Source organism: Amycolatopsis ultiminotia (genome assembly GCF_039536925.1).
GTDB lineage: Bacteria > Actinomycetota > Actinomycetes > Mycobacteriales > Pseudonocardiaceae > Amycolatopsis > Amycolatopsis ultiminotia.
On record NZ_BAAAZN010000002.1, the window covers coordinates 545170 to 558150 of the forward strand.

The window sequence follows — 12981 nt, forward strand, 5'->3', positions numbered from 1 at the left end:
GGGTGGCACAGGCCATCCTGTCGGGTGTTCGGTGCCGCCGCAGTCCCGGATTGGTCAGCGGGCGTGCCGTTCGATCATCTCGTCCACCTCGTCGCCGGTGGCCGAATCGGCGACGAACGCGCCGCGGGCGGCCAGCACGCCCAGCTCCCGCAGCAGCCGCGCGTGCTCGGCGGTGCGCACGCCCTCCGCGCCGATCCGCAGGCCCAGTTCCCTGGCCCTGGTGACCAGCTGGCCGAGATGGCGCAGATCGCTTTCGGCCGGGTCCTCCCGGTCGAGCGCGTCGATCACCGCGCCGCTGAGGATCACGTGCCGCACCGGCAGCCGGAGCCGCGGGATCAGCTCCAGATCGGCCGAACCGGCGATGGTGAGCACCAGCTGCGCACCCAGGTCGGCCAGCACGGTGAAGGAGTCCAGCACCTCGCCGCTGTTGTCGAACAACGATTCCCGGTCGGTGCACAGCCGCAGCGCCCGTGCGGGCAGTTCGTGCCGGTCGAGCTGTTCCTTGACCAGCAGCACCAGATCGGGATCGGTGGCGAGCCGGTTCGGCAGCCGGACGCACACGTCGGGCGCGGCGTCGCCGTAGCGGCCGCGCCAGCGCGCGGAGGCGGCCAGCGATTCGGCCAGCAGCCACTTGCCGAGCGGGATGGTCATGCCGGTGATGTGGGCCAGCGGGTAGAACTCGCCGGAACCGAGTTCGCCCTTCTCCGGATGGTGCCAGCGCAGCTCGGCGTTCACCGCGGCGATGTCCTCCGGTTTGGCCAGCTTCACCGTCGGCCGGTAGACCAGCGAAAATTCCCCGTTCTCCAGTGCGCCCGCGAGCACTGCGCCGAGCTGGTAGCGGCCACGGTCCTGTGCGTCGCGCTGCGGATCGAACAGCATCCACTGCGCCTTGCCCGCCTCCTTGGCGCGGTGCAGTGCGAGTTCCGCGGCACGCAGCAGCTCGCCCGGCCCGCCCTCGCCTGCCGGGCGCACCACGATGCCGGCACTCGCGCTCACGCCGATGCCGTACCCGTCGAGGTAGACCGGCTCGTGGAGGTCTTCCAGCGCCCGGTCGACGAGCGCCACCGCCTGCTGCCGGGTCAGCTGCGGACCGCGCAGCAGCACCCCGAATCCGTCGCCGGAGAGCCGGGCGACGTACCCCTCGTAACCCCGGTGCGTTCCGCCGAACACCGCGTGCAGCTTGCCCGCGACCTTCTTCAGCACCTGGTCGGCCACGCCCGCGCCGAGTCCGTCGTTGATCACCCGGAAACCGTCGGCGTCCAGGTAGATCAGCGCGACCTCGTCGGCACCGCCTGCGCCGACCGCGGCCTCGAGCCGCGCGGTGAACGCCGCGGTGTTCGGCAGGCCGGTGAGCGGATCGTGCAGGTTCTGGTGCAGCAGCCGCTCTCCGAGCAGGTGCAGATCGTCGGTGTCGGCGGCCATCAGCACCGGAAACCGGGTGCCGGGCCGATCGCCGGGCACCGAGGCGAGCGTGATGTTGGTGATCAGGCCGCCGTCCTCACGGTGGTCGAGGTGCAGACCGCGCACCGTGCGCTGCTCGCCGGCGTCGTCCATCACCCGTTCCAGCCCGGCCCGCAGCCGTCCGGCGTCCTGCGGGGTCGAGGCCAGCTCGGCGAGGTGCCTGCCGAACAGCCGTTCCGCCGGCACGCCGAGCAGCTTCGCGAGCGCCGCGTTGGACTCCACGATCATGCCGGACGGATCGGCCAGCGCGATCCCGATCGGCGCGACGCTGAACAGCGCAGTGAAACGCAGCAGTGCACCGTCGTCGGCAGGCACCGCCGCGGCGGCCACTTCGCCGGCGAAGTCGAGCAGCGTCCGCTCCAGTTCCGCGGGAGGGAGCGTTACTCCTTTGGTGTCGGTCAGCTTGGCCGCGTACCTGCGCGCGACCTCGACCCACCCTGGTGCGGGACCAGGCTCCGGCACACTCCACCTCTTCGGACGCGGACAAAGACCAGCTCAAGCCCGGTGTCGGAAACGAAGGACCCACACTGGGTACGAGCCGGCCGCGAGTGATGCCACGGCATCACGGGCGAAACGGGGTGTCTACCGGCTGAACGAGTGATGGACGCCACACAAATGGTGACCGGATGTCACCTTGAGTGCTCGATGGTGGTGCGCTGATTCGTCCGTTCCCCCGGGCCGGTTCCCGCCTCTCGCGGCCGGTGTCAACGATAGGCGAGCTGTATCGGCAGCCCGTCGGCGGGCACCGGCAGTGAGACGTAGTCCCACTTCAGCTCGTAATCCTCGGGCACCGACCAGCGGTAGGTCCGCAGCATCTCGTGCATCAGCGCCTTCACCTCGAGGCTGCCGAACTGCAGCCCGATGCACTTGTGCGCGCCGCCGCCGAACGGCATCCAGGCGAACCGGTGCGCCTTGTCCTCGCGGCGGTCCGGGCCGAACCGGTCCGGGTCGAAGCGCATCGGGTCGGTCCAGCAGTCCGGCGTGAAGTGGTTCAGCGTGGGGGAGACGGCGACCAGCGTGCCCGCGGGCAGGTGGTGGCCGAGCACCTCGGTGTCCTTTGTGGTCATCCGGGACAGCGAGGGCACCGGCGCGCGCAGCCGCAAGGCCTCCTTCATCACCAGGTCCAGCGTTTCCAGGCGCTCCAGTGCGTCGAGGTCCGGCAGGTCGTCGCCGAGCCGCAGCGACTCCTCCCGCGCGCGTTCCTGCCACTGCGGGTGCTTGGCGAGGTAGTAGGCCATCGCGCTGCTGGTGATGGTCGTGGTGTCGTGCGCGGCCATCATCAGGAAGATCATGTGGTTCACGATGTCCACGTCGCCGAACCGGTCGCCGTCCTCGGTGGTGGCATGGCACAGCGCGGAGAACAGGTCGTCGCCGTCGGCATCCCGCTTCGCGGGCAGGTTCGCGGCGAAGTAGCGCTCCAGCAGCCGCCGTCCGCGCAACCCGGCGGCCCACCGGCCGCCCGGCACCGGACGGCGCACCAGAGCGGTTCCGGCCCGGACCGAGTTCACGAACGCGCGGTTGATCCGTGCCGCGTCGAACGCTCCGCCGGAGGACGGCAGATCCATGAACACCCGGGTGGCGACGTCGAGTGTGAGCTGTTTGAGCGCCCAGTACAGCCGGGGCCGCCCGCCGTCGCCCCACGAGCGGACCCCTTCGCGCAGCGGCGGTGCCATCTGCGTGACGTAGCGGGCCAGCCGGTCGCGGGTGAACGCCTGCTGCATGATCCGCCGGTGCAGGTGGTGCTCGCCGAAGTCCAGCAGCATCAGCCCGCGCTCGAAGAACTGCTCGATGAAGAACTTCCAGCCCTCCTGGGAGAAGGCCTTGTCCTTGTTGACGAGCGCGATCCGGGTGGCCTCCGGTCCGGATAGGGACACGATCCGGCGGCCGAACGCACCCATCCAGGACACCGGGCCGTACTGCTCGAAGCGGCGAAGGCTGAAGTCGAGGCCGAAGCGCATCATCTCCGGCACGTGCCCGACCACCGGCGGACCGTCGTCGCCGAGCACCGGGCGCAGGCCGCTGCCCGGCGGAGGTGCGGCCAGTTCGCGCACCGGCCACCGCGAGCCGAGCCACCGCTCGTCCACGGTGCGGGGCAACGGGATCGCGGTCAACGGGGGCACCCGGCCCCGCAGCGTCCCCGCGACTCCGGCGATCCGGTCGACTGCGCTGGTCATGCCGAGCACCTCCGGGCGAGGAAACCACTGCCGTTCCACGGTGCGCTCTTGTTGACGCGGTGACAATACCTCCGAGCTGGCCCATCCGGGTGATTCGGCACAAACCGGCCGGACGGCGGGAGCCCGCCGTCCGGCCCGGTCTCAGCGGGCTCCGCCGCGCAGCTGCCGAGTAGTGCCGACGATCAGCGAGCTCCGCCGCGCAGCTGCCGAGCGGCAGCATTGATCGGCGGGATTCACCGCGCGGCGCCGACAATCAACGGGCTTCGCCGCGCAGCTGGCGTGCGGCGGCGACCAGATGCCGCAGTGCCGGTTCGACCTCGGCGTACCTGCGGGTCTTGAGCCCGCAGTCCGGGTTGATCCACAGCCGTCCGGCGGGTACCGCGGCGAGTGCGGTCCGCACCAGACCGGTCACCTCACCGGAGTCCGGCACTCGCGGCGAGTGGATGTCGTAGACGCCCGGTCCCACCCCGCGGGCGAACCCGGCGCCGGTGAGATCGGCCAGTACCTCCATTTTGGACCGTGCGGCCTCGATGCTGGTCACGTCGGCGTCCAGTGCGTCGATCGCGGGCAGCACCTCGCCGAACTCCGAGTAGCACATGTGCGTGTGGATCTGCGTGCTGTCCGCGACGCCCGAGGTGGCCAGCCGGAAGGCGTGTACCGCCCAGCCGAAGTACGCCTCGTGCCCGGCCGCCCGCAGCGGCAGCAGTTCGCGCAGCGCGGGCTCGTCGACCTGGACGATCCGGATGCCCGCGGTCTCCAGATCGGCCACCTCGTCGCGGATGGCCAGTGCCACCTGCCGCGCGGTGTCGCCGAGCGGCTGGTCGTCGCGGACGAACGACCACGCCAGGATGGTCACCGGGCCGGTCAGCATGCCCTTCACCGGACGGCCGGTGAGACTTTGCGCGTAGCGGGCCCATTCCACCGTCATCGGCTCCGGCCGGGACACATCGCCGAACAGGATCGGCGGGCGCACGCACCGCGAACCGTAGGACTGCACCCAGCCGTGTTCGGTGGCCGCGAACCCGGCCAGCTGCTCGGCGAAGTACTGCACCATGTCGTTGCGCTCCGGCTCACCGTGCACGAGCACGTCGAGGCCGAGGTTCTCCTGCAACCGCACCACGCGTTCGATCTCGGCGCGCATGGCGGTCCGGTACTCCTCGTCGCGGAGCCGTCCCGCGCGGTGCGCCGCCCTGGCCCGGCGGACGTCACCGGTCTGCGGGAACGAGCCGATCGTCGTGGTCGGCAGTGCGGGCAGGTCCAGCGCGGTCGACTGGGCGAGCACCCGCTGCGCGTACGGCGGGCGGATCGCGTCCTTCTCGGTCAGCCCGGCGATCCTGGTGCGGACGGCCGGATCGGTCGGCTCGGTGGCCCGCGCCCGGTCGGCCACCGCTTCACGGGCGGGCGTGAGATCCACGTCCGCGCCGGCGAGTGCCCGGCCGAGCAGCACGACCTCGTCGACCTTCTGCCGGGCGAACGCGAGCCAGCCCCGCAGCCGCGGATCGAGCCGCGGTTCGGCGGCCACGTCGTAGGGCACGTGCAGCAGCGAGCACGACGTGCTGACACCGACCCGTGCGGCAGTGTCCAGGAGCCGCCGCGCCCGGACGAGCGCACGGTCGGGATCGGTGCGCCACACGTTGCGCCCGTCCACCACCCCGGCCAGTACCTCCTTGTCCCGCAGTGCGCCCTCCGCGGCCACGGCGTCCACAAAGGACTCATCGGTGACCAGGTCCACGGCCAGTGCGTCGATCGGGGAGCGGGCCAGTACGCCCAGCGCCCGGCCGAGCCCGCCGAAGTAGCCGGCCACCAGCAGTTTCGGCCGGTCGGCCTGTTTTGCCAGCACGTGGTAGGCGCGGGTGAGCGCGTTCAGCTCCGGAGTGCTTCGGTCGGCGGCGAACGCAGGCTCGTCCAGCTGCACCCACTCCACGCCCTCGGCCCGCAGCTGCCGCAACAGCTCGGCGTAAGCGGGCAGCAGCTCGTCCAGCAGGTCCAGCGGCCGGAATCCGGGCGTGTCCGGTTTCGCCAGCAGCAGGAAGGTGACCGGGCCGAGCAGCACCGGACGCGGGGTGATGCCGAGCGCGCGGGCCTCGCGGACCTCGTCGACCGTGGCGGTGCCGGTCAGCGTGAACCGGCTGTCCGGGCCCAGCTCCGGGACGAGGTAGTGGTAGTTGGTGTCGAACCACTTCGTCATCTCCAGTGCGGGCGCGTCCGGCACCCCGCGCGCGGCGGCGAAGTAGGTGTCCAGCGGCGACAGGCCGAGCCGGGTGAAGCGCTCCGGCAGTGCACCGAACAGTACGGCGGTGTCCAGCACCTGGTCGTAGTGCGAAAAGGTGCCGGACGGGATCGAGCCGAGACCGGCGTCGCGCAGTGCGGTCCAGGTCTGTTCGCGCAGCTGCCCTCCGGTGGCCAGCAGCTCGTCCTCGGTCCCGGTGCCGGCCCAGTAGGCCTCCAGCGCCCGCTTCAGTTCCCTGGCCGGCCCGATCCTCGGGTAGCCAAGAACGGTGGTGCCGATCGTGTTCACAGCATGCATCCTCACGTGCTCGCCGGAAGAGTCCGGGCACGCGGCAGCCGTGCTTCGGTCGCGCCCTGTCCCACGAGGCCCGGACTCACGCACGCCGTCGGCGTGCGTGCCACGGGCAGGTCTTCGGACTCGTGGGCGCCGGGCACGCTCCTACTCGCCGTCGCTTCCCGGGCGCTGGCGCCCAGTGCTGGACCACATCCTCGTGGTGACGGCTTTCGTTCCCACTCACCGCTGCGGGGCAGTCCCGGAATCGCACCGGGTTCCCTCTTGCCTCGCCCGGACGTGAAAAAGCTCGGCCACGCCCTGGCGAACCAGTGGCGTGGCCGAGCTTAGCCGCAGCGGTCAGTCCCAGTCGAGGGCGCCGCCGGACTGGTACTCGATGACCCTCGTCTCGAAGAAGTTCTTCTCCTTCTTGAGGTCCATCGCCTCCGACATCCACGGGAACGGGTTCTCGTTCTCGCCGAAGATGGGGGCCAGCCCGATCTGCTGCGCCCGCCGGTCGGTGATGAAGTGCATGTACTGCTCGCACAGCTGCGCGGACAGTCCCAGCATACCGCGCGGCATGGTGTCGCGGGCGTAGGAAACCTCCAGCTCACAGGCTTCTCGCAGCATCCCGCGCACCTCCTGCTGGAACTGCTCGGTCCACAGGTGCGGATTCTCGATCTTGATCTGGTTGATGCAGTCGATGCCGAAGTTCAGGTGGATCGACTCGTCGCGCAGGATGTACTGGTACTGCTCGGCGATGCCGACCATCTTGTTGCGCCTGCCGAGCGAAAGGATCTGCGCGAACCCGGTGTAGAACCACATGCCCTCGAAGATCACGTAGAACGCCACCAGATCACGCAGGAACGCGGTGTCGGCCTCCGGTGTGCCGGTCTTGAAGTCCGGGTCCTCGAGGTGCTGGGTGTACTTCAGTGCCCACGCGTCCTTGTCCGAAATGGACGGAACCTCGCGGTACATGTTGAACAGCTCGCCCTCGACCAGGCCGAGGCTTTCGCAGATGTACTGGAAGGTGTGCGTGTGCACGGCCTCCTCGAAGGCCTGGCGCAACAGGTACTGGCGGCACTCCGGGTTGGTGATCTGCCGGTACACCGCGAGCACGATGTTGTTGGCCACCAAGGACTCCGCGGTGGCGAAGAAGCCGAGGTTGCGCTTGAGCATCTGCCGCTCGTCCTCGGTCAGCCCGTCGGTCGACTTCCACAGCGCGATGTCGGCCTGCATGGCGACCTCGGTCGGCATCCAGTGGTTGTTGCAGCCGGCCAGGTACTTCTCCCACGCCCACCGGTACTTCATCGGCAGCAGCTGGTTGACGTCGGAGCGGGCGTTGATCATCCGCTTGTCGTCGACGTTGATCCGGGCCGCGCCGACCTCGATCTCGCCGAGGCCGGTCGCGTCCGTGGTCTCCAGGTTGGTCATGTCTTCCGGGTTTCCTTACTGGCAGGCTTCGCAGTCGGGGTCGTCGATCCGGCACGCGGCACCATCGGTGGCGACGAAGTCGACGTCGTCCACCTTCGGCGCGGCCTTGGTCTCCGGCTCCGCGGCAGGCGGGGTCGCCGGGACCGCGGCGGCAGGCGAAGGGGAGGGGCTGGGCGAGGGCGCCGGTGCCGCCGCCGGGCCGGCCGCGGGAGCCGCGGCCGGGGTGGCCGAGACCGCGTTCAGCTTGCCGTCGGTGCCGCGCAGGGTGCTCTTCTCCACGTGCGTCGCGGACTGTGCACGCAGGTAGTAGGTGGTCTTGAGGCCCTTGTGCCAGGCGTAGCGGTACAGCTCGTCGAGCTTGCGGCCGCTGGGTGCGGCGATGTACAGGTTCAGCGACTGCGCCTGGTCGATCCACTTCTGCCGCCGTGAACCCGCGTCCACCAGCCACTTCGACTCGATCTCGAAGGCTGTGGCGTAGAGCGCCTTGAGCTCGTCCGGGACCCGGTCGATCCGGCCGAGGCTGCCGTCGAAGTACTTCAGGTCGCTGACCATCACCTCGTCCCACAGCCCGCGTTCCTTGAGCGAGCGGACCAGGTGCGGGTTCACCACGGTGAAGTCACCGGACATGTTGGACTTCACGAACAGGTTCTGGAACAGCGGTTCGATCGACTGGCCCACGCCGCAGATGTTGGAGATCGTCGCGGTCGGCGCGATCGCCATCACGTTGGAGTTGCGCATACCCACGGTCTGCACCCGACGGCGCAGCGGTGCCCAGTCCAAAGTGGACGAAGTGTCCACGTCGAGCGCGTCGCCGTCGCGGGCGTCGATCAGCAGCTTCATCGAGTCGATCGGCAGGATGCCGCGGCTCCACAGCGAGCCCTCGAACGACTGGTAGCGGCCGCGCTCCTCGGCGAGGTCGGTGGACGCCGAGATCGCGTAGTAGGAGATGTGCTCCATGCTCTCGTCGGCGAACTGCACCGCGTCGTCCGAGGACAGCGGCAGCCCCAGCTCGAACAGCGCGTCCTGGAAACCCATCAGTCCCAGCCCGATCGGCCGGTGCCGCAGGTTGGACCGGCGAGCCTCGGGGATCGTGTAGAAGTTGATGTCGATCACGTTGTCCAGCATCCGGACCGCGGTGCGCACGGTCTGCTCCAGCCGCAACGTGTCGAGGCCCGCCGGGGTCACGTGCTTGAGCAGGTTCACCGAACCGAGGTTGCAGACCGCGACCTCTTCGGAGTTGGTGTTCAGCGTGATCTCGGTGCACAGGTTGGAGGAGTGCACCACGCCGATGTGCTGCTGCGGCGAACGCAGGTTGCACGGGTCCTTGAAGGTGATCCACGGGTGCCCGGTCTCGAACAGCATGGTCAGCATGCGCCGCCACAGCTCGACCGCGCGGATCTTGCGGAACACCTTGATCTCACCGCGCTCGGCGGCCGCCTCGTACTCGCGGTAGCGCTCGGCGAACGCGGTGCCGTAGAGGTCGTGCAGGTCCGGCGTCTCGTTCGGGGAGAACAGCGTCCACTGCGCATCGGCCTCGACGCGGCGCAGGAACTCGTCGGGCACCCAGTTGGCGGTGTTCATGTCGTGCGTGCGCCGCCGGTCGTCGCCGGTGTTCTTGCGCAGGTCGAGGAATTCCTCGACGTCGACGTGCCAGGTCTCCAGGTACGCGCACGCCGCGCCCTTGCGCTTGCCGCCCTGGTTCACCGCGACCGCGGTGTCGTTGGCGATCTTCAGGAACGGCACGACCCCCTGTGACTGGCCGTTGGTGCCCTTGATGTGCGCACCGAGGCCGCGGACCGGGGTCCAGTCGTTGCCGAGACCGCCGGAGTACTTGGCCAGCAGCGCGTTGTTCTTGTACGCCTGGAAGATCGAGTCCAGATCGTCGTCCACAGTGGTCAGGAAGCAGGACGAGAGCTGGGCGCGCGTGGTGCCCGAGTTGAACAGCGTCGGGGTGGAGGCCATGAAGTGGAAGGTGGACAGCAGTTCGTAGAACTCGATCGTCCTGCCCTCGCGGTCGTCCTCGCGGATCGCGAGGCCCATCGCAACGCGCATGAAGAACGCCTGCGGCAGTTCGAACCGCACCCCGTCGTGGTGCTGGAAGTACCGGTCGTACAGCGTCTGCAGGCCGAGGAAGCCGAAGTCCAGGTCGCGTTCGGGGCGGATCGCCGCGGTGATCCGGTCGAGGTCGAAGGTGGCCAGCTGCGAATCGACCAGCTCCAGTTCGATCGCGCGGCGAAGGTAGCTGCGGAAGTACGGCGGGTATTCGCCGGTCATCTCGTCCTGGCTGGCCTGGCGCGGGGTGCCGGCCAGGTAGCTGAGCGCCTCGCCGCGCAGCTTGTCCAGCAGCAGCCGGGCGCTCACGTACGAGTAGTTCGGCTCCTGCTCGACCAGCACCCGGGCGGCCATGATCTGGGCCAGCGCCAGTTCGTCGGTGCTGATGCCGTCGTAGAGGTTGCGCTTGGTCTCGGTCAGCACCGGCTCGGCGGTCACGTCGTCGAGCCCGGCGACCGCCTCGCCGACCACGTGCGACACGCGGGCCCAGTCGAGCGGGCGCACCGTGCCGTCGACGCTCTTCACGCTGATCGCGGCTTCCGCGGGGGCGGGCGCGGCAGCCTCACGGGCCTTCGCACGCTCTTCGCGGTACAGCACGTAGGCGCGCGCGACCTTGTGGTGTTCGCCGCGCATCAGCGCGAGTTCGACCAGGTCCTGGATCTGCTCGATGTGCAGCGCGGTCTCCGGACCGGCGTGACGCAGCAGCGAGGCTTCCACCTGTTCGGTCAGCTCGGCGACCACGTGGTGCACGCGTGACGACGCGGCGGCGTCGTCACCTTCGACCGCGAGGAAGGCCTTGGTCAGCGCCACCGAGATCTTGCCGGCGTCGAAGGGCGAGACGCTGCCGTCCCGCCGGATGACGCGGACGGCGTTGACCTGCTCCCCCGTCGCGGGCGGCCGCTGACCGGTTTCCACTGACATGCGTGTCTCCAAAAAAAGGGCGCGTTCGATCTCCGCACGGCCCGCGGGGCCGTGCGCTGCAGTTGCGGTGAAGCTGCCCGGCGACCCTCCTCAAGCGGTCTCCCCGTCGCTGGGGGCTGCCGGTGTTCAGAGACTACATGTAGGGGTGGACCGCTGCACGGGCCCCAAGGGGTGGCGTGTCGAGGCTTCACCCTCGCGGGTTAGGCGATCACCCAGAGCGGCTGGTCGAGCGATCGCCGGGACCGAACCGAAGGGTGAAACCGCGCAGTGCGGCACTGGCCACGGGCCGGTGCCGGGCGAGGTAACCGAGCGCGCCGCGAGGGTTGACCGACCAGTCGGCGGCGGCCGCGTGCGGCTTCGCGCGCCAGCGGACCGGGGTGCGCGCGAGCCTGCCGTCGAGGGTCTGCGCGATCTCGAACCGGGCGGGTACCGCGACCGGCAGTCCGGCCCGCGGGGTGAAGGCGGCGGTGGCGATCCAGTCGTCGGCGGTGGCCGCGGTGAAGGTGCGGCCACCGGTGAAGCCGAGCGATGCGAGGTCTTTCGGGATGCCCCACAGCTCCCGTCCGCCGTCGCGGGAAACCTCGCTGTCGACCCAGATCTGGGTGATCGACGCGGCAAGCCCGCGGCCGTGCACCGCGACCGCGGCGAGCAGTTCGTGGTAGCTCAGCCGGCCGGGTGGCAGGTAGTCGATCCAGGCGGTGAACACCGACGCGTGCCCGGCGAGCACCACCGGCTCGGCGCCGTCGGGCAATGCAGGCAGCTCGTCGACCGGCAGTCGCCACATCGACACGCGGGCTTCGCCGGCCAGCTCCCACGGTTCGGGCGGGTAGCCGGTCATTCGCTCGCCCACGGCAGGTACGACGGCAGATCGGTGTCCACCCGCCGGATGAACTCGGGGGACCGCTTCTGCAGGAAGGACTGAACGCCCTCGGCTGCGTCCGCGTTCGTGGGCAGTTCGCCGACCAGGCGCGAGTCGAGGTCGTGTGTGTCGAACGGGGTGGGTGCGAACGCCATCCGGTACAGCATCTGCCGAGTGACCGCGACGGCGACCGGTGCGGTGTTCGCCGCGAGTTCGCGGGCGAGTTCCTGGGCCCGTGCCAGCACTTCGTCCGGTGGGAGGATGCGGTGCACGAGCCCGGCCCGCAATGCCTCGTCCGGGCCGAACACCCGCCCGCTCATCATCCAGTCGAGCGCCGTGCCCATCCCGACGAGCCGGGGCAGGTACCAGGCGGATCCGCCCTCGGGTGCGATGCCACGGCGGGTGAAGACGAACCCGAACTTCGAGTCGGCCGAGGCGAACCGGTAGTCGCAGGAGAGCGTGATGGTGATCCCGGCCCCGACCGACGCACCGCGCAACGCGGCGATCACCGGCTTGTTCATGGTGAAGATCCGCCGGGAGACGCGCCCGGCAGGCTCCAGCCATCCGGCGGGCGGCCCGTCGCCGGTTTCGAACTCGAAACCCCCCGACGCGAGATCGGCACCGACCGAGAAGTCCTCGCCGGTACTGCCGAGCACCACGGCGCGCACGCTTTCGTCGCGATCCGCCCGATCCAGCGCGTCCGCCAGCTCGTCGGCCATCCGCACGGTGTACCCGTTGCGTGCGTGCGGCCGATCGAGCCGCACTGTCGCGACCCGCGCGGCGACCTCGTAGGTGACCTCCGCGTAGGAATCCATCCGCCGAAGGTAGGCCACCACCGGATTACTGACAAGATGTCAATAGTGCTCGGTGCGGGATCATCGGACCATGCTGCGAGTGGGCTCGGTGGTATTCGGGGTCAAGGACATGGCGCGTGCGGTGGCGTTCTGGTGCGCGGCACTCGGTTATCTGCCCCGCGACCGCGAACCGGCGCCGGATTTCGTCGTGCTGGTGCCGAACGGGGGTGCGGGGCCGCGGCTGTCGCTCCAGCTGACCGAGACTCCGGCGGAGGAGGAGCCGACGGTGCATCTCGACCTCTACGCCGGGGACGCCGCCGACCAGGCAGCGGAAGTCGACCGCCTGCTGACCCTGGGCGCGCACCGGGTCGACTGGCCGCACTACCCGCCGGACGCGGATTTCGTGGTGCTGGCGGATCCGGAGGGCAACCGGTTCTGCGTGATCGACACCGGCCGCGGCTGAGCGCGTGGCCGGGCGCCGGGCTGTGGCCGGGTGTTGAGCGCTTGGCCGGGTGCTGGGCGCTTGGCCGAGTGTTGAGCGCGTGGCCGGGCGCCGGGCGGTGGCCGGGTGCTGGGCTGTGGCCGGGTGCTGAGCGCTTGGCCGTGTGCCGGGCTGTGGCCGGGTGTTGAGCGCGTGGCCGGGTGCTGGGCGCTTGGTCGAGTGCTGGGCTGTGGCCGGGTGTTGAGCGCGTGGCCGGGTGTTGAGCGTGTGGCTGTGTGCCGGGCCGTGGCCGGGTGCGCAGTCGGCAGCCGTTTCGAGACCGCCCCCGGGACGGCATCTTCACC

At 69.9% G+C, this 12981-nt stretch carries 8 protein-coding genes and 1 riboswitch; of the genes, 1 reads left to right on the forward strand and 7 read right to left on the reverse strand.

What is annotated here, in order from left to right:
* Positions 1–54: 54 nt before the first annotated feature.
* The 7 genes from ABD793_RS07420 to ABD793_RS07450 all read right to left on the reverse strand — a co-directional run bounded on the left by ABD793_RS07420 (position 55) and on the right by ABD793_RS07450 (position 12216).
* Complete coding sequence (locus tag ABD793_RS07420; RefSeq protein WP_344856708.1) at positions 55–1923, reverse strand: EAL domain-containing protein; 1869 nt, start codon at positions 1921–1923, stop codon at positions 55–57.
* A gap of 242 nt (positions 1924–2165) precedes the next feature.
* Positions 2166–3635 (reverse strand): cytochrome P450, encoded by a 1470-nt coding sequence (locus ABD793_RS07425; protein WP_344856711.1) that lies wholly within the window; start codon positions 3633–3635, stop codon positions 2166–2168.
* A gap of 253 nt (positions 3636–3888) precedes the next feature.
* Positions 3889–6162 (reverse strand): 5-methyltetrahydropteroyltriglutamate--homocysteine S-methyltransferase, encoded by a 2274-nt coding sequence (metE, locus tag ABD793_RS07430; RefSeq protein ID WP_425548662.1) that lies wholly within the window; start codon positions 6160–6162, stop codon positions 3889–3891.
* An 88-nt stretch (positions 6163–6250) separates the two neighbouring features.
* Positions 6251–6484: riboswitch (cobalamin riboswitch) on the reverse strand.
* An 11-nt stretch (positions 6485–6495) separates the two neighbouring features.
* Positions 6496–7569 carry a ribonucleotide-diphosphate reductase subunit beta gene (locus tag ABD793_RS07435; RefSeq protein ID WP_344856715.1) on the reverse strand — a complete coding sequence of 358 codons (1074 nt, stop codon included), beginning with the start codon at positions 7567–7569 and terminating at the stop codon, positions 6496–6498.
* Between the two features lie 15 nt (positions 7570–7584).
* Entirely contained in the window at positions 7585–10542 is a 2958-nt protein-coding gene (locus ABD793_RS07440) for a ribonucleoside-diphosphate reductase subunit alpha (protein ID WP_344856717.1), read from the reverse strand.
* Positions 10543–10750: 208 nt separating this feature from the next.
* Positions 10751–11380, reverse strand: a complete 630-nt coding sequence (locus tag ABD793_RS07445; protein WP_344856922.1) for an acetoacetate decarboxylase family protein — start codon at positions 11378–11380, stop codon at positions 10751–10753.
* Positions 11377–12216, reverse strand: a complete 840-nt coding sequence (locus ABD793_RS07450) for an enoyl-CoA hydratase-related protein (protein WP_344856719.1) — start codon at positions 12214–12216, stop codon at positions 11377–11379. The genes ABD793_RS07445 and ABD793_RS07450 overlap by 4 nt, the downstream gene beginning before the upstream one ends.
* Before the next feature lie 70 nt (positions 12217–12286).
* On the opposite strand from ABD793_RS07450, the gene ABD793_RS07455 reads away from it, so the two are divergent.
* Complete coding sequence (locus ABD793_RS07455; protein WP_344856721.1) at positions 12287–12658, forward strand: VOC family protein; 372 nt, start codon at positions 12287–12289, stop codon at positions 12656–12658.
* Positions 12659–12981 lie beyond the last annotated feature (323 nt).

Excerpts from the sequence above, each read along its gene's own strand:
- ABD793_RS07445 (WP_344856922.1), bottom strand. The coding sequence starts at position 11,380 with ATGACCGGCTACCCGCCCGAACCGTGGGAGCTGGCCGGCGAAGCCCGC.
- ABD793_RS07440 (WP_344856717.1), bottom strand. The coding sequence starts at position 10,542 with ATGTCAGTGGAAACCGGTCAGCGGCCGCCCGCGACGGGGGAGCAGGTC.
- ABD793_RS07455 (WP_344856721.1), top strand. The coding sequence starts at position 12,287 with ATGCTGCGAGTGGGCTCGGTGGTATTCGGGGTCAAGGACATGGCGCGT.
- ABD793_RS07425 (WP_344856711.1), bottom strand. The coding sequence starts at position 3,635 with ATGACCAGCGCAGTCGACCGGATCGCCGGAGTCGCGGGGACGCTGCGG.
- ABD793_RS07435 (WP_344856715.1), bottom strand. The coding sequence starts at position 7,569 with ATGACCAACCTGGAGACCACGGACGCGACCGGCCTCGGCGAGATCGAG.
- ABD793_RS07450 (WP_344856719.1), bottom strand. The coding sequence starts at position 12,216 with ATGGATTCCTACGCGGAGGTCACCTACGAGGTCGCCGCGCGGGTCGCG.
- metE (WP_425548662.1), bottom strand. The coding sequence starts at position 6,162 with ATGCATGCTGTGAACACGATCGGCACCACCGTTCTTGGCTACCCGAGG.